Here is a 25,355-nt window from a genome sequence, read left to right as displayed (position 1 = left end):
TAATTACTGTTTAATCATATCGAAGTGTACAGCTTTTTGATTAATTCGCTAATCTCACCAATCATAGTAGTCTTCCATTCTTTACCTGGAAAAGGAAATGACTTTACACCATCCTTATATCTATAATAATCATTCCAACGTTTATCGAGAACATAATCATCAATATTAGAACAATTTTCGCTATTACCTTTAATCCAAATTTCAAACCTACTATAGTCAAAGAACCACAATTCAATCCAACATCCTGAATTTAAGCCTTCTTTACGGCCATCTTGGTTCCATATTTGCAGAGATGTGCTTCTTTCATTATCAAAGTATCTGTTATCTTTTCTTGAAAAAATCAACTCTAAAAAGCCTTTATTCATATTTTCAAGACTTGACCTTATTTCATTAAAGCAATATTCAGAAACTTCATCATTGTAAAATAATCTCGATAGGTCTCTAACTTTATCAAAGGTCTCGTTATCTAAAGAAAGTAGTTTTTTTACCTCCTCATTCATTTTTTCTTTAAGTCCCATATTCTTCAATAATGTTATATACGATTTTAACTCAAAACAATTACCACATACTTTATCTAAAAGTTCTGCAAGATGCATTATAGATAAATCAATATCGGCCCCAATGTCATTGGGGTTGCTTCCTTGTAAACAAACAGTCTTTACAACATTAAATCCTTTATAGTTTGATCCTGCCTCATAGTCTTCAAGCTGACGATATTGCTCTTTAGCATTATTGAGCTTATTCTCAATAATAACTACATCATTGTTATAATTATTAATGATGCAAATATCAATTCTTCGAGGTCCACTTCCATCTGTTAAAATCCTCTGAACAGGCATTTCTGTTTGTATTGTAACGTCTTCAAAAGTTTCATTACATTCTATCTCTTTAAGAAAAGCATCTAGAAAAGAACGCCCAAGACCATGTCGTCCTAATGGATTTAGCAGTTCTGCCAATATTGATGAGTGGCATATCTCTTTTTGCGAAACATATTCCACAAAAGTCTCCATAGGATTATATATAGACTTTGATCCTTCAAAAGTAGGTATCTTGTCCATTAATTCACAAATCTCTTTTTCGTTCATAAGGATTATAGTATTAAAACAAATACGTGTGCTGCATGGTTGTTACTGTCACTACCATTTCGGGAGTGAGAACTGTACCATTAGAGCGCTTGATGCGCTTAGGCATTATTTGAAATACTTTACTCATAGTCTATTTTGTTATATGAAAACCCAATTAGTTGTGAAAATCTTATCACAACTAATTGAGTTATCAGAATTATGCTTTACATTTTATTTCTTCCAATTCTTTGGCGCGTTCCTCAGAGATTCCCAATGATTTTCTTTCACGCTCCAATAATCTACGAACATTATCAGGAATTACTCCATCTTCAATAACATCATCAAGAGCTTCCATGTACTCTTTTTCTTCATCGGTAAAAGATACCAAAGAAGCCTTTACCATGTCCTCAATCTCTTGCGCTCTCGTCTCTGACAATCCGAGTTTCTGACGTTTACGTTCCAAGAACTTACGAGAATGAGCATCTATTTCAGACGCATCTTCCAAACAGAACTCTACTTCTTCCTTATATGCCAACTCGTCCTCTGACAATTCAGATTTCTGTGTTTGAGCAATCTGAGCAACTGCCTGACCATTAAGGGCATTAACATTATCGTCCTCAAAATCCTGCAAAGGCTTGAACTGCATATCTATCTCCCATTCTATCTCTTCTGTCTTACTAAAGGTCTTGTCTGTTTTGGCATCATAAGTTCCACTTACCTTTGTGACAAGGTATTCAAAAGATGCCTTGACAGACTGGACTTTACTTGAAGTCATGCTTACAGACTCCGAAGAAGACAGATGCAAAGAATATGACAATATATTTCCATTCAATCTTTGCTTTACCAAAGCTTGCCAAGAAGTTTCAGAGTCTAACCAAACCAAATCGTCTGGGCAATATGGCTGCTTTGTTGGTAAATACGTCTGAACCATCTCCATTCCATCCTTGGATGAATAACTATTTTGAGCAGCAGTATTTCTACCAAAACTTCCCCCCACATTAACGGCTTTAACATCTAATTCTCCGGATACATCCAACTGCTTTGCTTCTGAAGAAGCTGTATCTAACCCACGTAATCTTTTAATTCTTATTTCATTAGCTCCAAGACATTGTCCCAAATAACAAAGTTCATGTACTCTTTCCATAAACAACTGCTCTGTTGCATTCTCAAATGGAAGATACGTTGCTGGTTTGAACGGATGACCAATGTATAAAGTGTTGGCTTGCGGATGCCCAACAGGGAATTGGATTGATGTCGGAAGATCGTTTAATGTAAACACGAACTGTATGTTCCCATCTTTATCATAGCAACCAGGTAGTTGTTTCTCTGTTCCAAGAACAAATATAAATTTTCTCGTATTATAGTCTATTTGTGTAAAATAAGCAGGAAGATGTTTAGTTGTATTCATATATATATCCTTAGCTTCTTGCTTAATCTCAAAATCTGGTGATTCCATGGCTGCTAACGCCATTTGTCTTCCTTGTAATTGATTTAAGCAATACAAAGCATTAAGATAATATATTTTACAACGGAATTCATCATCTGTACAAAGTACAAGCGCCTCTCTAAACGCACTGTTCATAGCACCGTCATAACGATCTACTTCTTCTGAGAATTGCTCCGAGCCAGCTGCGATATCAACATCTAATTGTTCTGTCATTTTTTGTGCATACGCCAGTCCCAAATAATAATAATAAATTGATTTTGTCTCATCTTCATCTGTAAAATCGGTAGATGACAAGATTTCGTTTATACATTGAATTGCCTTATCCGCTTCATTATTATCCAAATAAGATTCTATTACTTCCAATGGGGTTGTCTCCTCTTCATGCCCTGCAACAGTAACCATCTTGTTTAACACGGCAGCTATTTTTTGAGCATCAGCTTTAACGGCAGAAGTCTCTCCATTAAAACTAAAGAAATGGTCCAATGGCAAAGGTACATTATCCTCGTCATTTCCATATCCCCATAGATAGATTTGCATCTCGCGATATTCAACTCTCTGTATATCATTAAATGCAAAAGAATACACGTCTCCCTCATCATTATCTGGAATGCAAGCAAGCCTTTTGTTGGTAATAACTAAGCCTTGATTTTTGTTTCCCAAAAATGAAGTATCATTAAAGAACAATATTTGTTCATCTATATCCAGATTGAAATTACCACGAATAGAAGCCTTAGCAGTATCAGAAATGTTTGTCATCATACAAACTATACGCTTGCCTCTTACACTATTCATAAAGGCTTTAGCCACTTCGTCAATTGGTGTCTCCGAGAAGTTCCAGTTTTTTCCTCCATTAAGATTTTTGTCTATTACATCCATAGACTTATCTACAATGTCAGAAGCTTGCGAAATTGCATTTATGACAGGCGAAGAAGAAGCGACCATATTGACCGCTTTCTTCAAATTTTTAGAATTAAATATTCCCATTAGTCCAACTTCTTAAATTCAAAATCATTCGGATTGCAGCATGCTTTCTTATAGTCGAAAGCATAGATGCGCATGTAGGCTTCTTGCACCTCCTTGGCTCCATTGTAAAAAGGGGTGGCGGTGTGCTGCATAGTTGTTACTGTCACTACCATATCGGGAGTGAGGACAGTACCATTAGAGCGTTTAAGGCGCTTAGGCTTGACTTGAAATACCTTGCTCATAAGCATTCTGTTTTTAAGTTCATTATATATAACTGCTCCTGCTTTTCTGCCGAAACAGCGAATCATTTACTTTCAAGGGGCAAAGATTATGCAAACGAGCGCAATGAAAGCTTGCTTTCAAATTGCCGAGTGCAGCTAATCTTCTGCAAAGTTAAGAAAAATCAGCGAACCAAACAAGTTCATAATAGGTCATAAGTGAAAAAAGATGGTGCGAACCCCTACTTTCTTCACTTCCTTGCAAGTTAGGCTCTGGTAAAACCCGTAGAAAAGAAAATGTGAAAGAGGAATCCACACCATATGACGGTGTAGACTCGCTCAAACAAATTCTCATTCTTTCTACGTTTCAATTTACCAGATTTCAACCTACAGAACTGAATAGTTTGCTCGTGTCCACAAGATTATCTTGTTTCTCTGCATCCATCATAGCGACTTCAAGCAAGGACTTTCACCTGCCCTGTCACTAATCCAATGGCAAATTTAGTAAAAATCTGATGAACCACCAAACTTTTAACAAGAAATCTTATGGATTCCTCTTATATTTCACTTTTCAGGGACTCCTAACCCTTCTTCTTTCTGCATTCATACCTTATTATATATAGAGTTATTGTAATTTCTGCCGCAAAAGTACAATCAGGATGCGTCAAAAACTGACATAGGAAGAAGAAAAGATGAAGAGGGAAGATTAAATTGCAGATGAAATACAATATGCATACTGCCCGGAAAGGAATGAAAGCTTGCTTTCAGATTGCCGAGTACTGCTTATCATATGCAAATATAGCATTTTTATCCGAGAAAAACATATCATTTATTCAAGTTTCGCAAGCTCAGAAGTTAAAGGAGTTAAGACAACAGTCTTTTTGGCGTAGTATTTTAAGCAGCAAGACATACGTCTTAACTCCTTAACTTCCTTAACTCCTTTAACTTCCTGATAAGCGAAAGTTCAGTCATTGAAATAACACCATCTATAAGTTATAAAAACTAAAAATAGATAAGTTTTATCACTTATAAGTGAAACTTTTCGTATATTTGCAAAAAGTTTCATTTATAAGTGATAAAAATATGGCAACTATTATTCGTCAATCATATATCGACAAGATAGAAAGGTATCTTGGAAAGGAGACCATCATCGTATTAGTAGGTCAACGTCGTGTAGGTAAAAGCTGCATGATGAAAATGATTCGTGACCGCAAGAAGGCAGATGACAGCAACAATATCATCTTTATAGATAAGGAGAAAAGAGAGTTTGACAACATTCAGACCTATCAGAATCTCAACGACTATATCGGACAGCACTTTTTATCCGATAAACATAATTATATCCTTATCGATGAGATACAAGACATCAAGGAATTTGAACGTTCCATCCGAAGTTATCGCACAGAACCCAACACCGACATCATTATAACTGGTAGCAATGCCCGTATGCTGAGCAATGAACTGAGCACACTCATCGGTGGCAGATATAAGGAAATCTATATCCAATCGCTGAGCTATAACGAGTTTTTGGAATTTCATCAACTATCAGATAATGACGAAGCACTTGCTCTGTACATTCAGTATGGCGGTTTGCCTGGTCTGGCAAAGATAGGGCTGGAAGAGGATGATGCACGTGAATACCAGATGGATATTTACCATACCGTTTTGCTTAAGGATGTCATCATGCGCAACCAGATAAGAAACGTGCCATTCTTAGAGAACCTGGTGCGTTTCCTTGCTGATAATACAGGTAAACTCATCTCAGCCAACAGCATCTCCAAATATATGAAATCTCAAGGAGAATCCATCGCTTCGGCAGCTATCACCAATTACATATCCTTCCTTTGCGAAGCCTATATCCTGCACAAGGTGAACCGCTATGACATCCACGGCAAACGTATCTTTGAAACCAACGATAAGTTTTATTTTGAAGACAACGGCATTAGAAATGCCATTGCCGGAGGTACACGTGAAGGAGACATTGAGAAAGTGATAGAGAATATCATCTATCAGCACCTCATACGATTGGGCTATCAGGTATATGTAGGACAACTGCAAGCTGGAGAAATCGACTTTGTATGTACCAAACCAGGAGGCGAACGCATCTACGTGCAAGCTTCCTACATCATAGCCGACAATGCAACCAGAGAGCGGGAGTTTGGCAATCTCCGTGCCATCAAGGACAACTATCCGAAATACGTTATCTCCATGACTCCTCTGCTCACCAAGAATGATGATGACGGCATCACGCACCTGCATCTTCGCAAGTTCTTGACTGAAGGAATATAAATGAGCCTATGTGGTTTATGATAAATCGTGCAAAAACAAAGGAACATACAATGATTGATACAAGACTGAAAGTTTTCAGGAGCGTGGCTACACTCCTGAGTTTCACCAAGGCTGCCAACGAACTGTTTATCAGCCAGCCTGCCATCAGCAAGCACATACAGGAGCTTGAGAAGGAATATGGGGTGCGATTGTTCGACAGAATCGGCAATCGCATCCAACTAACCCGTGCCGGACAGCTTCTGCTAGACCATGCCTGCAAGATTATCGATGCCTATCAGAATCTTGATTTCGACATGAAGAAGCTCACGGCGAAATCAGAAGGCGAATTGCGCATCGGAGCCAGTACTACCATCTCGCAATATGTTCTCCCCGAACTGATTGCTGGGTTCAGAAAACAATATCCCGACATTCGCCTTACCTTGCTCAGCGGAAATTCTCATGAGATAGAGGATGCACTCGCTACAAGAAGGATAGACCTGGGTATGGTAGAAGGCATGAAGCGACAACCCACCTTTAAATACACCCCATTTATGAAAGATGAGCTGGTGGCGTTTGTACATTGCTCCAATCCCCTTGCCCGGCAAGAGGAGATTTCCCTAAACCTTCTGAAGCAGACTCCGATAGTACTGCGTGAATTAGGCTCCGGAACTTTGGATGTCATCCAAAAAGCACTGCAAGAGAACGGCATCGCTCTCTCTGATCTGAACATAGAGATGAACCTGGGAACCACAGAGGGCATCAAGCATTTCGTAGAACACTCCCAATGTATGGGTATCATCAGCATCAGAGCCATCTACAAGAGTATCTACGAACAGGTATTCAAGGTTCTGGAAGTGGAGAATCTGAAGATGGAACGGGAATTTCAGTTTGTTGAGAAGAGAGGCGAGACGGCAAAACTCCACCAAACTTTCAAGAGATTCATAACCCAAGGTTATAACACATAGTTATTCTGTATATACAACATCTCATGATTTTTCGTACCTTTGCACCCGCTTTACAAAAAAAAGCATTTAACCGACAAAAAAGAAAATTATGAGATTATCAGAACAAAGGAGCAGTATGCTGCATGGTGTACTACTCATCACGCTCTTCGCCTGCGCCGCCTTCTACATCGGCAACATGGATTGGGTGAAGGTACTTTCGTTTAGCCCGATGGTAGTGGGCATCATTATTGGTATGATTTATGCCAACAGTCTGCGTAACAACCTGCCCGACACCTGGGTACCTGGCATCAAGTTCTGCAGCAAGCGAATCCTCCGCATAGGTATCATCCTTTATGGCTTCAAGCTCACCTTCCAGGATGTGATGGCCGTGGGAATCTCTGCCATCGTGATGGATGCCATCATCGTATGCGGCACCATCGGCTTGGGAATCCTGATGGGAAGACTCCTGAAGATAGACCGCAGCATCGCACTGCTCACCGCTTGCGGAAGTGCCATATGTGGAGCTGCAGCAGTATTGGGCGTAGATGGAGCTATCCGTCCGAAACCTTACAAGACAGCAGTAGCCGTAGCTACCGTAGTTATCTTTGGCACATTATCCATGTTCCTCTATCCTATTCTCTACAGAGTAGGCATCTTTGACCTGTCGCCAGAGATGATGGGACTCTTCACGGGTTCCACCGTCCATGAAGTAGCCCATGTGGTGGGTGCAGCCAATGCCATGGGAGCCGAGGTGAGCAACAATGCCATCATCGTGAAGATGATAAGAGTGATGATGCTGGTACCGGTTCTGCTGGTGATAGCATGGACTGTGGCAAGAGACGTTGCCAAAAGAGATAGCTTGGAAAACTCTGATGCCAACAAGCCTAAGATCAGCATTCCATGGTTTGCCATTTTCTTCCTGGTGGTTATCGGATTCAATTCCCTCGGATTGCTTTCAGAAAGTGTAGTGGCATGGATCAATCAACTGGACACCTTCCTTCTGACTATGGCAATGGCAGCACTGGGAGCCGAGACTAGCTTCGACAAGTTCAAGAAAGCAGGCTTCAAGCCATTCCTTCTGGCAGCCATTCTTTATTGCTGGCTCATCGGAGGTGGATATTGTCTGGTAAAGTTTGCTATTCCTTATTTATAAGATGGCAATCTGCCAAGAAACTATGTAAATATTATTCCAAACAAGTAAAATACTTCTCAAACACCCGTAAAATGGGGTAAGAAGAGATTCTATATTTTCCCTTAAGGTTTTTTGTATTTTCCCTTAAGGAAAAAAATATTTTTCCTTAAGGGTTTGAAAATATCTCCTTAAGGGATTTTTACGAAGCTTTTAACTTGTAAAGATAAGTACAATATGGCTCATTCCATACACTTCATTGAAACCATCAGTTTATCACCTTATCGGATACCTTACAACAGCTGGATTACGAGTGCACAACACCTGATGTGCGTCCGCACAACAGCTGATATGCAAGCGCACAACAGCTGTTGTGCGGTTTACAACTGCATCGTTTCCAAGAACAGACATTATATCTTCCAACAACTTCCATTATATACTTCGACAACTTCTCATATTGTTTTCAATCGCTTATCCTATTACTTACGACCGCTTATCCTATTACATATAATAACCGACGATACTTGCTGGCAGCAGTTATCCTATTTGCCTTTGTGTGGCATCAGGTGACATTAAGTGGCAATGCACCAATAAATAAAAAAGCTTAAATCAAGCTGCAAACAATCTGATATCCAATTATTCTTAGTACCTTTGCATTCGAAAACAACGTTTAAGAAACAGCAGTTTCGAAAACACCAGTTTCAAAAAACAAGAGGAAATCAATACTAAAAATAACAAATAATGAATTTCAACAAGACATTTCTTACCCTCGGTTTGGCTGCAACACTCTTGCAGATGCCAACCTCATCGTTTGCCCAGAATGCAGGCGGCAAGCGTCAGAACCCTCTCCTGGTAAAGAGCAGCCTTCCTTTCGGCGCTCCTGATTTCAGCAAGATTCAGGAGAGCGACTATCTCCCAGCCTTCGAAGCTGGCATCAAGGAGCAGCGTGCCAACATCCAGAAGATTATCAGCAACAAGAAGAAGCCAACCTTCCAGAACACCATCCTCGCTTACGAGAACAGCGGTATGTTGCTGGATCGTGTTTCCAATGTATTCTTCGGTCTTACCAGCGCACACAAGACTCCTGGAATCGCAGAGGCCCAGAAGAAGGTGATGCCTTTGCTCACCGACCTCGACAACGAGATTTCATTCAACCAGAAACTCTTCGAACGTATTAAATATGTTTACGACCATGAGTACAGCAAGCTCAAGGGCGAGGACAAGCGACTCACCGAAGTCATCTACAAAGGCTTCGTCCGCTCAGGTGCCCTGCTCTCTCCAGAGAAAATGGAGCGCATGAAGCAGATCAACACACGCATCTCAGACCTCCAGGAGCAGTTTGGCAATCTTCTTCCTGCAGCTACCAACAACGCCGTGGTTTGGGTGAACAGCAAGGAAGAACTTGCCGGACTCAGCGACGCCGACATCGCACAGTGCAAGAAAGACGCAGAAAGCCTGGGCAACAAGGCTCCATACTGCATTGTCATCGTGAACACTACCCAGCAGGCTATCCTCACCAATCTCCAGAACCGTGAGCTCCGCCGCAAGGTTTACATGGCAAGCATCCACCGTGCCGACGGTACCGACCCTAAGTTCAACACCTTCCCTATCGTAACCGAGATTGCCAAGCTCCGTGCCGAGAAGGGACAGTTGATGGGCTACAGCACCTATGCAGACTATTCACTGGAGAAGACGATGGCAAAGACTGCCAAGAACGTAAACAACTTTCTGCAGAGCCTCATCAAGGAATACGCTCCTAAGGCAGATGCCGAGACCCGCGAAATCGAAGCTTACGCACAGAAGAGCGAGGGCAAGGACTTCAAGCTCCAGCCATACGACCGCTTCTACTATTCTGCCAAGATGAAGAAGGAGATGCTCAATATCTCTGACGATGAAATCAAGCCTTACTTCAATGTGGATAGCGTTCAGATAAATGGTGTATTCTATGCTGCTCATCGCGTATATGGTCTGAACTTCAAACAGCGCAAGGATATTCCTACCTATCACCCGGACATGAAGGTATTCGAGGTAAGCGACAAGAGCGGCAAGCCTATCGCCCTCTTCTACAGCGACTACTTCCGTCGCCCTACCAAGCGTGGAGGTGCCTGGATGAGTGCCTTCGCCAAGCAGAGCGACAAGTGGGGACAGTTGCCTATTATCTATAATGTATGCAACAATGCCAAGGCTCCTGAGGGGCAGCCTACCCTGATTACATGGGATGAGGTTTGCACCATGTTCCATGAGTTCGGTCACGCTCTCCACGGCATGTTGTCAAAGTGCGGTTACAATACCCTTTCAAGTACAGCTGTAGCCCGCGACTTCGTGGAAATGCCATCACAGTTTAACGAGTCATTTGCCAGCATCCCAGAAATCTTCGATCACTACGCCCGTCACACAGAAACCGGTGCAGCGATGCCAGCAGACTTGAAGGAGCGCATGCTGAAGAGCATCAACTTCCAGCCAGCCTATGCTTTGGGTGAGAACCTGGCAGCTACCTGCCTTGATCTGGCTTGGCACGAGTTGACGCCAGATGAGATTCCATCTCCATATATGGCAGGTGCCTTCGAGAAGGAAGCCCTCAATAATGTGGGCCTGCTCAATTCCCAGATTCCTCCTCGCTACTCTACCACCTATTTCAATCACGTATGGGGTGGCGGTTATGCTGCCGGTTACTACAGCTATCTCTGGACAGAGGTGCTCGCCGTAAATGTAGCCGATTACTTTGCCAAGCATGGTGCCTTGGATCCAGCCATCGGTCAGGCTTTCCGTGACAAGGTCCTGAGCCGTGGTAACACCAAGGATCAGATGGAAATGTTCACCGATTTCACGGGTATGAAAGAGCCAGATGCCTCTGGTTTCCTGAAGGCAAGAGGATTGTAAGAAAGAAAATCATATAAGAAAAAAGCGTCCCCCAAAAAAATCAGGAGGACGCTTTTTTCTTTTATAAAGCTTTTACCCTTACAGGGCGACAGGCTTGCATCTACAAAAACCCAGGGTGTTACCCTGGGCTAGGAGCTTCTGCCCTTTCAGGACGTTTTGCAGCAAACAGGGCGTATAAAAGTTACATGCAAACCTTACTGCTTCACCGCTTTAGGAGTCCAGTTCTTCAGGAATCGGAGTGTCTTCTGCTCATCGTAGCCCTTGCCCTGCTCCAGGAAGCTGGAATCCTGGATATGGAGTACATTTCCATTCTCGTCCAGAACCACGAAGACTGGGAAACCGAAACGCTGAGGATAATTCAATCGCTTCATCAGCTGCGCAGCCTTCTCAACAGAAGCATCGCCTTCCTTCTTGCGAGGATTGTAATTCACGTGAAGATACACGAAGTTATCGTTCACCGCCTTGTTCACCGCCGTATCCTTCTCTACGAAATCGGCAAAGCGCAGGCACCATGGGCACCAGTTGCCACCCACCTGACAAATCACGAACTTGCCCTCAGCCTTCGCCTTCTGCAATCCCTCGTCTATCTGAGTCATCGGGTCGATAGTCTCATTATACACTCTCTTCAATGCTCCCTGAGCATGCGCCATCATCACGACAACCGTCATCATGAAGGCAATGGTAATCATTCTTTTCATACGATATCTCTATTTTTTCTAATTCATTATATACAATACATTTTATCAATCATACATCGCAGGACTTACATTTCGAATGGAGTCAACACATTCCGAAGCTTTTCGAAATCGGATTTCGAGATTCGTCTGCCCCGAAGACTTCTCACCTGCGGATAATCCTCAAAATAAGACTCCTGGGTGGTGTACCAGCGATGAGAACGGAGCTCGCGAACCAGAGCCAGTTTCGATTCGATGCGGCGGGCAAAGCTGGGATTCACACGCGAAAGATAATGCTTGCCATCCTGCATTTCGATGGCAAGCATCAGATAGGTTTGCGGTCCCTTCGCCTTCTGCCTCTCCTCAACCCGCTCACTCACCTTCCAGCCCTTGGTAGAAGTCATCACCCGGATATCCCAACCGTATTTCCTGTTCAGATTATCCATCATCCCCCTGAACACGATGCCGTGAGGAGCCGTATCCTTCAAACCGGTAAAGCCGATGATGTAGTGAATCATCTCGTGGAGCAGGACGCTCTTTGCCTGCCGGTCGGTCATATCGTAATACGTACTCATGGAAAGCTTGAAATCATAGAGTTTGGTGCGCCCCCATCGGGTGGCACGCTTGTAGGCAAGCTGTCCCAAACGGGTCTTGGCACGGGTCAGCCCCAACTCCGGAACGGGCAGTTTGCCGCCGAAGTAGTCGTGGTCGAAACGCCGAAACCACTCTTCCATCCATTCTACTGTTACAATCATGGCGGCAAAGGTACAGCATTTTGCTCATAAAACAAAAATAAATCACGAAAAACTGGTTCAAATTGTTTCATTTTGTTTCACTGCCAGCATATTAACACAAATACAGACTCAGTACTCTTCTGGAAGAGCGCTGAAAGCTATCTGGCCATTCCTAAGAGTTTCTTCTTCAAGACAAGATGGAAGAACTATGACTTCGACAGAAGCATAGAACAGCTTACCATGCTCCTCAATATGATGAGCGAGGCACATTCCCTGCATAACAACGCAGCCCATCTTGCATATATTACGAATAAATATGCAGAAGTTTAGACTTTTGTATCTCCATATCAAACTTTTTTAGCCTCTGCAATGCGATTGTAACTTGCAGAGACTATTTTTTTGTATTTTTATAGCATTTTCTTGTCGAAAATGAGTAACTTTGCAGCCAAATTTAAACGATAAAATGAACAAGACTGCACAGCACATCATTGACATACAAAATGTGTCGAAAAGATTCGGCGAGAAAACAGCCCTCAACAACATTAATCTCTTTGTGAGAAAGGGTGAATTCATGACCATTCTCGGTCCTTCGGGATGCGGAAAAACTACTCTTCTGAGACTCTTGGCAGGATTCGAAACAGCCACAGAAGGCGTGATAACCATCAGCGGCAACGACATTACCAACCTGCCACCCTACAAACGAAACGTGAACACGGTGTTCCAGAAATACGCCCTGTTCCCTCACCTCAATGTATTTGACAACATCGCTTTCGGCTTGAAACTCAAGGACACGCCGAAGGATCAGATTATGCCTAAGGTGAAGCGTGCCCTGAAAATGGTGAACATGAGTGATTACGAATACCGCGATGTGAACTCGCTTTCGGGTGGACAGCAGCAGCGAATCGCCATCGCCCGTGCCATCGTCAACGAGCCGGAAGTACTCCTACTCGACGAACCGCTGGCTGCACTCGACCTCAAGATGAGAAAAGACATGCAGCTGGAGTTGAAGGAGATGCACGACCGTCTGGGAATCACCTTCGTATATGTTACCCACGACCAGGAAGAAGCATTGACCCTGAGCGACACCATCGTGGTGATGAGCGAGGGAGAAATCCAACAGATAGGAACGCCTACCGATATCTACAACGAGCCAGCCAATTCGTTTGTGGCAGATTTCATCGGAGAGAGCAACATCCTCTGCGGAACGATGATCCACGACTGTCTGGTAAAGGTTGCCGGATCGGAGATTCCTTGTGTGGATAAGGGATTCGGATGCAACCAGGAGGTAGATGTAGTGATCAGACCGGAAGACATCGAGGTGAGCACCGACACAGAGCACGCCCAGTTTGTCGGCAAGATTACCTCATCCATCTTCAAGGGCGTACACTACGAGATGCTTGCCGAAAGCGACAAGGGTTGCGAATTTCTGATTCAGAACTACAAGCATTTCGAGGTGGGACAGACCATCGGTATGAGCGTGATTCCCGACAACATCCACATTATGAAGAAGGAGCGCACCACCAATACCTTCGAAGCAAAGGTGAATGGCGACGACACCATCGAGTTCCTGGGCTGCGAATACCAGATAGAAATTCCGGAGGATAAGAAGAATCTGATTCATACCGATGAAGACGGCAAGGAAGTGATCAATGTCAACGTGGATTTCGGAAAGATCGAACTCTTCGACAACGAGAGCGAAGGAACCTTTACGGGCGACATCAGCTTCATCCTTTACAAGGGCGACCACTATCACCTGACCATCGACACCGACTGGGGCGAGAAGCTCTATGTGGATACACAGGATGTATGGGATCTGGGCGACCACGTAGCAATCACCATTCCTCGAGAGAATATTACTTTTTAAATAAAAAAATTGTAGATCAGAAATTGAAACTCATTAAGTTTATCTCTTCGCGACAGAGTTGGTCGATTCCGTACGCCATCTTCGCGGCAATTTTCGTGGTGCTCCCCTTGCTGCTCATCGTGTTCTTCGCATTCACCGATGAGTATGGTCACATCACGCTCTATAATTTCCAGAAATTCCTGGCGCATCCCGAAGCCATCAATACCTTTGTGTATTCCATCGGAATCGCCTTTCTCAACACCCTGCTCTGTATCCTGCTGGGCTATCCGGCAGCGTATATCCTCACACAGACCAAGATGAAGTATGCCAACACCATCGTAATGCTCTTCATCCTGCCTATGTGGGTGAACATCCTGGTAAGAACACTCGCCACCGTGGCACTGTTCGACTTTGCCGACCTTCCGCTGGGCGAGGGCGCACTCCTGTTTGGTATGGTTTACAACTTCATCCCCTTCATGATCTATCCAATCTACAACACCCTCCAGAAGATGGACCGCAGTTATATCGAGGCAGCCGAAGACCTGGGCGCATCGCCTTGGCAACAGTTCTATAAGGTGATACTGCCCCTGTCGATGCCGGGCGTGGCAAGCGGAATCCTGATGGTGTTCATGCCAACCATCTCAACCTTCGCCATCTCAGAGCTGCTCACGATGAACAACATCAAGCTCTTCGGTACCACCATCCAGGAGAACATCAACAATTCGATGTGGAACTATGGTGCAGCACTCTCGCTCATCATGCTCTTCCTCATCGGTGCCTCTACCCTCATCGCAGGCGACGGCAGTAAACAGGAAGGAGGTATCAGATGATGAAATCACTATTTACCAGGGATATGATGAAGAAGATATTCTGTCAGGGTTATCTGTGGCTGCTCCTGCTGCTGCTCTACTCCCCTATCCTCATCATCGTCATCTTCTCGTTTACCGAGGCCAGGGTCATGGGCAACTGGACGGGCTTCTCGCTGCAACTTTACAAGAATCTCTTCGTAGAAGGTACCCACCACTCACTCACGGCGGCACTCATCAATACGATTACCATAGCACTGATCACCGCCACCGTATCTACGATTTTCGGAACCCTCACCGCCATCGGAATCTACAATCTGAGAAACCGGTATGCGAGAAATGCCATCCAGTTCGTCAACAATATCCCGATTCTGAACGGCGACATCATCATCGGTATTTCGCTCTTCCTGCTCTTCATCACGTTGGGCATTCCGCAGGGCTACACCACGGTGGTTCTCTCTCACATCACCTTCTGTCTGCCCTACGTCATCCTGAGTGTGATGCCTAGACTGAAGCAGATGAACCCGAACCTCTATGAAGCGGCACTCGACCTGGGTGCTTCTCCGATGCAGGCATTGCGCAAGGTGATTATTCCGGAGATTCTGCCCGGTATGATTTCGGGCTTCATGCTCGCCATCACGATGAGTATCGACGATTTCGCCGTCACCATCTTCACCATCGGAAACGAGGGATTGGAAACACTCTCCACCTTCATCTATGCCGATGCCAGAAAGGGAGGCTTGACGCCGGAACTTCGTCCGCTGAGTACGATCATCTTCGTATTGGTGCTCGTGATGCTGATTATCATCAATCGTCGTTCGGATAAAAACAAGAAGAAATAAGAATGAAGAACAAGATATTTTTAGGAGTTAAGACAATTGCTTTTCTCTTCCTGAGCCTGCTGATGATTCTGCCGCTCTCTTCCTGTTACAATAAGGAGAACAGAGAGGAGATTCTGAAGGTTTACAACTGGGGAGATTACATCGATGAGGATATTCTTGCTGAATTTCCGAAATGGTATGAGGAGCAGACGGGCAAGAAGATCCGCGTCATCTACCAGACCTTCGACATCAATGAAGTGATGCTCACCAAGATTGAGCGTGGTCACGAAGATTATGATGTGGTGTGCCCATCAGAATACATCATCGAGCGAATGCTTCGCAAAGACCTTCTGCTGCCTATCGACACCGCTTTCGGCAAGACGCCAAACTATCTCAAAAACGTGTCGCCATACATCGTGAAGCAGATTGATGCAACCTCGAATCATGGCAGAATCGCCCACAATTATGCCGTTCCGTATATGTGGGGAACCTGTGGTATCTTATATAATAAGGTACACGTACCTATAAAAGATGCGCAGACCTGGGGCACGCTGTGGAGTCCCAGATATCGTGGCAAGCTCCTGATGAAGGATTCCTACCGCGATTCTTACGGCACCGCCCTGATCTGGGAGCACCGCAAGGAACTGGCTGCCGGCAAGGTGACCGTTCCGGAACTGATGAACGATTATTCGCCAAAAGCCGTTGCCATCGTAGAGAAACAGCTGAAGGCGCTGAAACCGAGCATCGAGGGATGGGAGGCTGATTTCGGCAAGGAGACGATGACCAAAGGCAAGGCTTATCTAAATATGACCTGGAGCGGTGATGCGGTCTGGGCGATAGAAGAAGCCGGGAAAGTGGGCGTAGATCTGGGATACGAAGTTCCTAAGGAGGGAAGCAACGTATGGTTCGATGGATGGGTGATTCCGAAGTATTCCCGCAATCAGAAGGCTGCTTCCTACTTCATCAACTATCTCTGCCGAGAGGATGTGGCTCTCGCCAATATGGAAACCACGGGATATGTGAGCAGTATAGCGGGCAAGAAGGTCTTCGAAGCAATGAGCGACAAGGAGGCTTATCCTGAGACTGTGAATCTGGCTTATTTCTTCGGAGAGGAAGGCAGAAAGGCGCATCTCAACCCGATTATGTATCCTGACAGCACGGTAGTGGCAAGATGTGCGATGATTCATGATGCCGGTGATCATACTCCGGAAGTTCTGGATATGTGGTCGAAAGTAAAGGGTGACAACCTGGGTGGTGGCATTGTGATTTTCCTTCTTGCAGTGGTCTTGGGCTTAACCGTCTTCGTTTCTATCAAGAAAATCGAGCACTACAAGCACAGAAGATTGTCGAGAAAGCATCGCAGACACCACATTATAAAAGTTAAAGGGTAAAAAGTAAAAGGATAAAAGCTCATACCTCTCACGCCCTGAACCAACGGTCACCGGCCGAAGGGAAAGGTAAAGGGCAGAAGCTCTTAGCCCAGAGCAACACCCTGGGTATAATAGCAGTCAACATGACGCCCTGAAAGGGCAAAAGCCTTCTTTTTAGGGGGAAAATGAAGTTTTTTGAGAAAAAAGTGAAAAAAGATGCAGAAAAATTTGGTGGAATGAAAAAAAAGCACTACCTTTGCACTCGCTTTTAAGAACAAAGCTTTTATCAAATAAAGAAAGTTCGCAAATCAAAAGCTTTTGGGTAGTTACCAGAGTGGCCAAATGGGGCAGACTGTAAATCTGCTGGCTATGCCTTCGGTGGTTCGAATCCATCACTACCCACTTTTCCCAAAAAATAACTCAAAGATATAAAGATCCGGTTTTCATTATGAGAATCGGATTTTTTGTTTTTATATTATCCACAGATAATACAAAACGAAAAAGCGATGGATTTCTGCAATCCATCGCTTTTCATATTTCTCTACCAAAAGATTAGTCTTTCAAACTCTCCTGATACCAGTCGAAGAGCTTCTTCACACCATCCTCAATCTCAACTTTGTGAGTCCATCCAAGGCTGTGGAGCTTATCTACTGAGATGAGCTTTCTTGGGGTTCCATCTGGTTTGCTGGCATCAAACTCAACCTCACCCTCGAAACCTACAGCCTTTACTACAAGCTCAGAAAGCTCACGGATGGTGAGTTCCTTGCCGGTTCCCACATTGATGTGGCAGTTGCGAATCTCACCGAGAGATGGAATGGCTCCGCCACGACCCTCTGAATTGTTTCTATCCACGGCACCATCTACCTTGGCACCATAGAATACAGAACTGTACTTCTCGATACCGATGATGTCCTTGAAATCCACATTCAAGAGCACATGTACGCTGGCATCAGCCATATCCTCGCTCCAGAGGAACTCACGAAGCGGTGTTCCGGTTCCCCAGAGCACTACCTTATTATCATAGATACCATAGAACTCCAATGCCTTCAGAATGCGCTCATGAGAGTTGCTTCCATCCACATTGCCCTCGCCGATGATGGCACGGAGCTTGTCTGTAGGATTGATAGGACGCTTGTTCATATCTACCTCGATGCTGTGCCAGTCGCCGTCGTGGATGAGCTTGGCAAGATAGATCTTGCGCATCATCGCAGGCATCACGTGACTATTCTCCAAGTGGAAGTTATCGTTCGGACCATAGAGGTTGGTTGGCATCACAGCGATATAGTTGGTACCATACTGAAGGTTGTAGCTCTCGCACATCTTCAGTCCGGCAATCTTGGCGATGGCATATTCCTCGTTGGTGTATTCCAGCGGAGAAGTGAGGAGCACATCCTCCTTCATTGGCTGCGGAGCATCCTTCGGATAGATGCAGGTAGAGCCCAGGAAGAGGAGCTTCTTCACACCATGAGAATAAGCGTTACTGATTACGTTGCACTGCATCTTCATGTTCTGCATGATGAAGTCGGCACGATAGAGCGAATTCGCCATGATACCGCCCACGAAGGCTGCAGCCAAGACCACAGCATCCGGCTTCTCCTCATCAAAGAACTTCTCAACTGCATACTGGTCGGTCAAGTCGAGTTCTTTGTGAGAACGACCCACCAGATTGTGATAGCCTCTCTTCTCGAGGTTATTCCAGATAGCAGAACCCACGAGTCCATGGTGTCCTGCTATATAAATCTTTGAATCTTTTGATAACATTGATTATTATTGTAAACTATCAACCGTTAACTATCAACTGTTAACTATTACTTAACAATACCCTTCTCCAAGTATTCCACGAGGTTGCAGCGAACCTTCTCACCGGCAGCCTCGGCAGCCACCTTTGCCATATCGCTCTCTACCATGATCTTGACGAGATCTTCGAAAGAGGTGGTGTTTGGATTCCAGCCGAGCTTAGCCTTTGCCTTTGTTGGGTCACCCCAGAGGTTAACCACGTCGGTAGGACGATAGAAATCTGGAGAAACCTCAACGAGTGTCTTGCCAATGAGTTCCTCAGGACCCTCAACGCAGATACCCTTCTCGTTCTCGTTCTTGCCTTCCCACTTCAGCTCGATGCCTACATAGTGGAAAGCCAACTGAGCGAACTCACGAACTGAGTGCTGCTTACCTGTTGCAATCACGAAATCCTCTGGCTTCTCAGCCTGGAGAATCAACCACATACACTCTACGTAATCCTTGGCATAACCCCAGTCACGGAGAGAATCCAGGTTACCGAGATAGAGCTTGCTCTGCTTGCCCTGCTTGATACGAGCTGCAGCCAATGTAATCTTGCGGGTTACGAAAGTCTCACCACGGCGCTCACTCTCGTGATTGAAGAGAATACCCGAGCAGCAGAACATATTATATGCCTCACGATACTCCTTGACAATCCAGAAGCCATACTGCTTGGCAACTGCGTATGGAGAATAAGGATGAAATGGAGTGTTCTCGTTCTGAGGAACCTCCTCTACCTTACCATAAAGCTCAGATGTGGAAGCTTGATACATGCGGCAGGTATCGGTCAAACCGCACTGGCGGATAGCCTCCAGGATACGGAGCACACCTGTTGCATCTACGTCGGCAGTAAACTCAGGAGAGTCGAAGCTCACCTGTACGTGGCTCTGAGCTGCGAGGTTATAAACTTCGGTTGGTTTCACCTTGTTCATCACCTGGATGATGCTCATAGAGTCACCAAGGTCGGCATAATGAAGGTGAAAGTTTGGGGTACCCTCCAAATGTGCGATGCGCTCGCGATAATCGGTAGATGAGCGACGGATTGTTCCGTGAACATCATACCCCTTACTCAACAACAATTCGGCTAAGTAAGAGCCATCCTGACCTGTGATACCTGTAATTAAAGCTACTTTTCTATTTTCCATTTACTTCTTTATATATGATAAATTAATAAATTCGTTGCAAAAGTACGACTTTTTTCTCAGACTATCAAACTTTCTGCTATTTATTTGCCTTTTTCTCTAACATTGAACCGTCTGCGTCTCTGGCCAGTTCACCAGATACAGCATTTCCGTAGCTCGCGTAAAGGCGGTATAGAGCCAGTGGATATAATCGGGATTCAGCATATCATCCGTCATATACCCCTGATCCACATACACATGTGCCCACTGTCCGCCCTGCGCCTTGTGGCAGGTTACGGCGTATGCGAATTTCACCTGCAGAGCATTGAAGAACTGATCCTGCCGGATTGCCTTCATCCTATCTGCCTTGAGCGGAATATCCTGATAATCCTCTTCTATCTGATGGAAGAGCTGCTCCTGCTGTTCATGGGTCAGGGCAGGCGCCTCACTCGTCAATGTATCCAGCAGCACTGTAGCTTCCAGCTCATAGTTGCCGTAATCGGGAAACTGGAGCAGCAGCGTGGCAAAGCGGAAGCCATAGAGGTCAATGCGGCGGCGCACCTTCAGCACTTTCGCCCGATCGCCATTCGCCAGAAAAGCAGGAATCTCGTTGCTTTGAAGTTTATTATTACTCTTCCTCTCTTCTTCCATCCAGTAATAATTGTTCTTCACAATCATCAGGATATCGCCCTGCGAAAGCTCTTCCTCCCTATCCAGCACCATATTGCGGATGCCCTGATTGAAGATGTTTGCACGCTTGTTGCTGCGAGTCACCACGATGGTATCGTCCAGACCCACATGGTGATAGCTGTCGGCCAAAGCCTCTATCAGTTCGGCTCCAGGCATCGGCTTGATATCCGAATAGCCAGCGAAATGAATCTTCGGAAGTTGGGTAATGTCATCGTGCGTAATCATCTGTCTGATCATCGTGGCATTATAGAGAATACCCGATTCCTCGCTCTGTCGGAGCACCTCGTTCAGATCACATTCATACGCCTTCAGTCCATATCCCTCCAGCATCGCTGCATGCAGGGCTGGCGATTCCTCCTCGCCTACAGGAGGCAACTGCGCCTTGTCACCTATCAGCAGCAAGCGGTCGTTCCGTCCCTGATACACGAAATGCACCAGGTCATCCAACAGGCATCCGCTTCCGAAGCTCATCCCTCCCAATCCCATATTGGCAATCATCGACGCCTCATCTACCATGAAAAGCGTATCGGTATAGAGATTATCATTCAGATTAAACTGTCCCTCTACCCCTGAAAACGATTTTTCACGATAGATACGGCGATGGATGGTATAGGCAGGCGAACCGCTGTTCAGCGAGAAAACCTTCGCTGCCCTACCCGTAGGTGCCAGAAGCATCACCTTCTGACGAATCTCCTTCAGGGTCCTGACGATGGCACCCGAGAGCGTTGTCTTACCCGTACCCGCACTACCTCGTAGAATCATCACGGCATGCGGATCTCTATCGGTAAGAAACTCAGCAAACACCTCCAGGGCATGTGCCTGTTCCTGGGTTGGCGGAAAGCCAAATTGCTGCAATATCTTATATTTTAGCTCGTCTATTATCATCAATTTGTTATTTATCCTTTAATAATTAATAATTTCAACACCAAATATTTTGCGTTGTCTTCGTTTTGCATTATCTTTGCAGAAGATAAGCTGCACTCGGCAATGTGAAAGCAAGCTTTCATTGCGCTCGTTTGCATTATCTTTGCAGAAGATAATCAAAAAAGTTGTATCAGTCTAATAATCAGCATAGTTGTTTCGACTGGTTTATTTATGGTAACGATTTAGCGAAAGTCAGACTACTTCTGCCTGCTTTACTTTGCATAATGGTTCAAACAACTTTTGCAGTTGCAAAGATATGGTATTTATTTGATAACGCCAAATATTTTAGTAGCCATGTTCGCTACAACCATAAAATATCTTGTATATCAGAAGAAATAGAGCATGTTCAAAGTGAACATGCTCTATTACTATTTCTATTTCACCAAAGTCAATCATCGCATTAAAAAGACTTACCTTGTTGGCATTTCGCAAATCTTCCAATGTAATATCTGCTTTTTGTATCATTCCCTTGTCCAATAGTGCGGCTCTTTTTGTGCCTGGCAATAAGGGATGTCTGGGAGTCACCCAATGTTTGCCATCAAATATGGCAAGGTTCGTGAATGAGGTATCCGTTAAAAGTCCATGTTTGACGATGATGATGTCGTCACAGTTTCCTTTCTGTGCGACCAAGGCATTGAGGCGACTGCGGTCGGTACTTTTGTAGCCAACGTTATCGTGTCGTCTGCGACCACTTGAATTTACCATTGTTCTTGAAGGCGATAACATTAAGATACAAAGACATAAAATGGCTACTGATCTGTGATGTAACAATGAAAATTAGAAATATTTTACATCCTCAAAAACTCCGTAAACCGTTACATTCATTGGCAGGTGCAACTGTTATGGAGTAATACTCTACGCACTTACTTCTTTATCGTTAATAATGCATAAATATTGGGGGTTGTATACGTTTTTTAATGTATTGCACCTTATCTTTGCTTATCGGAAATAATCCATAACCAAAGTAATAGAAATAGAAAATGGCAAAGAGCAAAAAAGACTTTACATTACTTCTCATTGCGCTCTTTTGCAGTTCTTTGGCTCATGCACAAAAGCAAGTTCCTGCAGAACGGAAAGATTCCATTGACAATGGAAGTAATATAATAAAGATAGTTGGAAATCATTCCAACAAGGGTGCGGCCAACAACGCCCTCGACGTGTTGAGTGGTCAGGCTGCTGGTGTCAATGTGACATCCAACGGTCTGGATCGTATGGCTATGCTCAATAGTGTGCGAGTACGTGGTACAACCTCCATCATCGGAGGCAATGACCCTTTAGTGCTGATTGATGGTGTCACTTCTGACGTACTTACCCTATCAACCATCTATCCTGCAGACATCGAGAGTTTTCGTATATTAAAGAATGCTGCGGAGACCGCCATGTATGGTTCACGTGGAGCGTCTGGTGTTATAGAGGTGAAAACCAAGAAAGGCACAGGAAGAGGATTCCAGATCTCGTATGAGGGTAATGTGGGTTTTGAGCAGATGTACAAACACCTGGAGATGCTCAATGCTGCTGAATATGTTGCAACGGCAAAGACATTGGGTATCTATTGCAACAACGGAGGTTTCAATACCGATAACTACAAGGTGATAACACGCACGGGTTTGGTGAACAATCATTACCTTGCATTCAGCGGAGGTACGCCACAGTCAAACTATCGTGCATCTTTCGGAGTAATGGACCACAACACCATCATCAAGAAGATGGACTATAACGTTTTTGTTGCCAAAGTTGATGTAACCCAGAAAGCCTTCAATGACAGACTAACCGGAGAATTCGGAGTTTTCGGCTCTTCATTCAAGAACCATGACATCTTTGATACGCAGATGCTGTTCTATTCCGCAGCATGCCAGAACCCAACTTTCCCTGCAGGTACTGACGAGCATGGAAACTGGCTGAAAAACGAATCGGCAACACATGTCAATCCACCCGGGATATTGCTTGAAGAGAAAAACGACTCCAAGGATTTGAACTTTGACGCACACATAAAGCTGAGCTACGATTTCAATAAGAACTGGCGTGTATCCACCTTCGGCTCTTACCTGTATGGCTCTACCGAAAACGGACAATTCTGTCCAACATGGGTATGGGCACAAGGCAACGTGTACCGTGGAGAGTTCAAGAAAGAGGAATGGCTTGGCAATGTATCTCTTGATTTCAACAAGGAGTTCGGCATACATAAGGTCTCTGCTGGAGTAAGCAGTGAATACAGAAAACTGAGAAAAACTGCTTTCTGGGTGTATGCCAAGGGAATACCTACAAACGATTTTCATTACGACAATCTGGGTGCTACAGCAGCCCGTCCATACGGTGGAACAGAAAGCACTTACGAAGACCAATCTCTGGCTTCTGTAATGGGAAGCATCACTTATAATCTGCTTGACAGATATACCTTAGCAGTTAATGCACGCGGTGACGGATCGTCAATGGTTGGTGACAACAACACATGGGGATTCTTCCCATCTGTATCATTCACTTGGGACATGAAGAAGGAAAGCTTCCTTGCCAACATAAAACCGCTGTCAATGCTTAAACTCCGCACGGGTCTGGGACAAGCGGGCAATCTTGGCGGTATCTCCGCCTACACAACCATGAACACCGTAAGGCAGACTGGCATTGTTCCGGTAAAGAGTTCTCCAACAGTAACCCTTGGTATGGTAAGAAACAACAATCCTGATTTGAAGTGGGAAACGAAGACAACGTTTAACCTCGGTGCGGACATTGGTCTCTTTGCCAACAGGCTGATGCTTACAGCGGAGTATTACTATTCCAAGACCACCGACATGCTCTACGCCTATGAGGTTCCGGTTCCACCATTCGCATACAATACATTGCTGGCAAACATCGGTTCAATGTCAAACCGCGGATTTGAGCTGGGCTTGTCCGTGCAGCCAATCAGCAAGAAGGACATGGATCTTAACATCAATATGAACCTGTCGTTTCAAAGCAACAAACTTATCTCGCTAAGTGGTGATTACAAGGGAATGAGCATGTCGGCAGCAAACATCACCGCCATTGGTTCTTTGGATGGTGCTGGTCAAAACGGCGGCGACAACAACGTGGTCTATCAGATAGTTGGACAGCCGCTTGGCGTTTTCTACCTACCCCACTGCAAGGGACTTGTCAAGAACGAGAACGGCAGCTATTTTTACGACATAGAGGACCTTGACCATAATGGCAATGTGGACTTAAGCGATGGAGGCGACCGATACATTGCAGGACAAGCCACACCAAAGGTGATCCTTGGCTCAAACATCAGTTTCAGATACAAGAATTACTATGTCTCCATACAGATGAATGGAGCATTCGGGCACAAGATTTTCAACGGAACAGGACTGGCTTACACAAGCATGGCTTGCTTCCCAGACTACAATGTCTTGAAGGATGCTCCAAAGAAGAATATCGTAGATCAGAGAGTCTCAGACTATTGGCTTGAAAAGGGCGATTATCTGAACTTTGAGCACTTGACATTAGGATATAATGTACCTTTGAGGAGCAAGCTTATTCGTTCCTTGCGTGTATCATGCAACATTAGCAACATTGGAACAATCACCGGATATAAAGGTTTGACACCAATGATAAATAGCTATGTTGTCAACAGTACGATGGGTATTGACGACAAGCGCAACTATCCATTATACCGTACTTACTCATTGGGACTGAGTGTACAATTTTAAAAC

19 protein-coding genes and 1 tRNA gene are annotated in these 25,355 nt (G+C 44.6%); 11 read left to right on the top strand and 9 right to left on the bottom strand.

Going from position 1 to position 25,355, the window contains the following annotated elements:
- Nucleotides 1-14: 14 nt before the first annotated feature.
- From CFT61_RS12330 to CFT61_RS12320, 3 genes are all read right to left on the bottom strand, one after another.
- Entirely contained in the window at nt 15-1,085 is a 1,071-nt protein-coding gene (locus CFT61_RS12330) for a PD-(D/E)XK nuclease family protein (RefSeq protein WP_089544722.1), read from the bottom strand.
- A 196-nt stretch (nt 1,086-1,281) separates the two neighbouring features.
- Nucleotides 1,282-3,495 carry a hypothetical protein gene (locus CFT61_RS12325; protein ID WP_089544721.1) on the bottom strand — a complete coding sequence of 738 codons (2,214 nt, stop codon included), beginning with the start codon at nt 3,493-3,495 and terminating at the stop codon, nt 1,282-1,284.
- On the bottom strand, nt 3,495-3,716 hold the full coding sequence (locus CFT61_RS12320; RefSeq protein WP_040552952.1) for a DUF6140 family protein: 222 nt from the start codon (nt 3,714-3,716) through the stop codon (nt 3,495-3,497). Before CFT61_RS12320 ends, CFT61_RS12325 begins: the two co-directional genes overlap by 1 nt.
- Before the next feature lie 1,059 nt (nt 3,717-4,775).
- Between CFT61_RS12320 and CFT61_RS12315 the strand changes: the two genes are divergently transcribed.
- The 4 genes from CFT61_RS12315 (at nt 4,776) to CFT61_RS12300 (ending at nt 10,913) form a co-directional block, all read left to right on the top strand.
- Nucleotides 4,776-5,981: an ATP-binding protein gene (locus CFT61_RS12315; protein WP_089544720.1), complete on the top strand. Its 1,206-nt coding sequence runs from the start codon at nt 4,776-4,778 to the stop codon at nt 5,979-5,981.
- 50 nt (nt 5,982-6,031) lie between these two features.
- Nucleotides 6,032-6,925, top strand: a complete 894-nt coding sequence (locus CFT61_RS12310; protein WP_089544719.1) for a LysR family transcriptional regulator — start codon at nt 6,032-6,034, stop codon at nt 6,923-6,925.
- An 88-nt stretch (nt 6,926-7,013) separates the two neighbouring features.
- Nucleotides 7,014-8,057, top strand: a complete 1,044-nt coding sequence (locus CFT61_RS12305) for a YeiH family protein (RefSeq protein ID WP_089544718.1) — start codon at nt 7,014-7,016, stop codon at nt 8,055-8,057.
- A 717-nt stretch (nt 8,058-8,774) separates the two neighbouring features.
- Complete coding sequence (locus tag CFT61_RS12300; RefSeq protein ID WP_089544717.1) at nt 8,775-10,913, top strand: M3 family metallopeptidase; 2,139 nt, start codon at nt 8,775-8,777, stop codon at nt 10,911-10,913.
- A gap of 194 nt (nt 10,914-11,107) precedes the next feature.
- Here CFT61_RS12300 and CFT61_RS12295 read toward each other — a convergent pair whose 3' ends face one another.
- Nucleotides 11,108-11,611: a thioredoxin family protein gene (locus CFT61_RS12295; protein ID WP_089544716.1), complete on the bottom strand. Its 504-nt coding sequence runs from the start codon at nt 11,609-11,611 to the stop codon at nt 11,108-11,110.
- A gap of 65 nt (nt 11,612-11,676) precedes the next feature.
- Nucleotides 11,677-12,342 carry a SprT-like domain-containing protein gene (locus CFT61_RS12290; RefSeq protein ID WP_089544715.1) on the bottom strand — a complete coding sequence of 222 codons (666 nt, stop codon included), beginning with the start codon at nt 12,340-12,342 and terminating at the stop codon, nt 11,677-11,679.
- A gap of 72 nt (nt 12,343-12,414) precedes the next feature.
- Between CFT61_RS12290 and CFT61_RS12285 the strand changes: the two genes are divergently transcribed.
- From CFT61_RS12285 to CFT61_RS12255, 6 genes are all read left to right on the top strand, one after another.
- Nucleotides 12,415-12,651, top strand: coding sequence for a hypothetical protein (locus tag CFT61_RS12285; protein ID WP_089544714.1), 237 nt, complete (start codon nt 12,415-12,417; stop codon nt 12,649-12,651).
- Nucleotides 12,652-12,784: 133 nt separating this feature from the next.
- On the top strand, nt 12,785-14,185 hold the full coding sequence (gene potA / locus CFT61_RS12280) for a polyamine ABC transporter ATP-binding protein (RefSeq protein ID WP_089544713.1): 1,401 nt from the start codon (nt 12,785-12,787) through the stop codon (nt 14,183-14,185).
- A 23-nt stretch (nt 14,186-14,208) separates the two neighbouring features.
- Nucleotides 14,209-14,994 carry an ABC transporter permease gene (locus CFT61_RS12275; protein ID WP_153090256.1) on the top strand — a complete coding sequence of 262 codons (786 nt, stop codon included), beginning with the start codon at nt 14,209-14,211 and terminating at the stop codon, nt 14,992-14,994.
- Nucleotides 14,995-15,017: 23 nt separating this feature from the next.
- Nucleotides 15,018-15,812 carry an ABC transporter permease gene (locus tag CFT61_RS12270; RefSeq protein ID WP_089544712.1) on the top strand — a complete coding sequence of 265 codons (795 nt, stop codon included), beginning with the start codon at nt 15,018-15,020 and terminating at the stop codon, nt 15,810-15,812.
- A gap of 62 nt (nt 15,813-15,874) precedes the next feature.
- Nucleotides 15,875-17,182 carry an ABC transporter substrate-binding protein gene (locus CFT61_RS12265; protein WP_254918970.1) on the top strand — a complete coding sequence of 436 codons (1,308 nt, stop codon included), beginning with the start codon at nt 15,875-15,877 and terminating at the stop codon, nt 17,180-17,182.
- 299 nt (nt 17,183-17,481) lie between these two features.
- A tRNA-Tyr gene (locus tag CFT61_RS12255) sits at nt 17,482-17,563 on the top strand.
- 150 nt (nt 17,564-17,713) lie between these two features.
- On the opposite strand, the gene CFT61_RS12250 is transcribed toward CFT61_RS12255, so the two are convergent.
- The 4 genes from CFT61_RS12250 to CFT61_RS12235 form a co-directional block, all read right to left on the bottom strand.
- The gene (locus CFT61_RS12250) at nt 17,714-18,922 is read right to left on the bottom strand and encodes a GDP-L-fucose synthase family protein (protein WP_089544709.1); all 1,209 of its coding nucleotides are present in this window, start codon (nt 18,920-18,922) and stop codon (nt 17,714-17,716) included.
- 47 nt (nt 18,923-18,969) lie between these two features.
- The gene (gmd, locus tag CFT61_RS12245; RefSeq protein ID WP_089544708.1) at nt 18,970-20,082 is read right to left on the bottom strand and encodes a GDP-mannose 4,6-dehydratase; all 1,113 of its coding nucleotides are present in this window, start codon (nt 20,080-20,082) and stop codon (nt 18,970-18,972) included.
- 96 nt (nt 20,083-20,178) lie between these two features.
- Nucleotides 20,179-21,633: an ATP-dependent DNA helicase gene (locus tag CFT61_RS12240; protein WP_089544707.1), complete on the bottom strand. Its 1,455-nt coding sequence runs from the start codon at nt 21,631-21,633 to the stop codon at nt 20,179-20,181.
- A gap of 324 nt (nt 21,634-21,957) precedes the next feature.
- The gene (locus CFT61_RS12235) at nt 21,958-22,377 is read right to left on the bottom strand and encodes an aminotransferase class IV (protein ID WP_254918967.1); all 420 of its coding nucleotides are present in this window, start codon (nt 22,375-22,377) and stop codon (nt 21,958-21,960) included.
- 275 nt (nt 22,378-22,652) lie between these two features.
- Here CFT61_RS12235 and CFT61_RS12230 point away from each other — a divergent pair, with 275 nt between their 5' ends.
- Nucleotides 22,653-25,352, top strand: a complete 2,700-nt coding sequence (locus tag CFT61_RS12230) for a SusC/RagA family TonB-linked outer membrane protein (RefSeq protein ID WP_089544705.1) — start codon at nt 22,653-22,655, stop codon at nt 25,350-25,352.
- Nucleotides 25,353-25,355: the final 3 nt, after the last annotated feature.

The sequence above is a fragment of the Segatella copri genome, assembly GCF_002224675.1.
Lineage (GTDB): Bacteria > Bacteroidota > Bacteroidia > Bacteroidales > Bacteroidaceae > Prevotella > Prevotella copri_U.
This window is presented reverse-complemented; position numbering and strand designations above follow the sequence as displayed.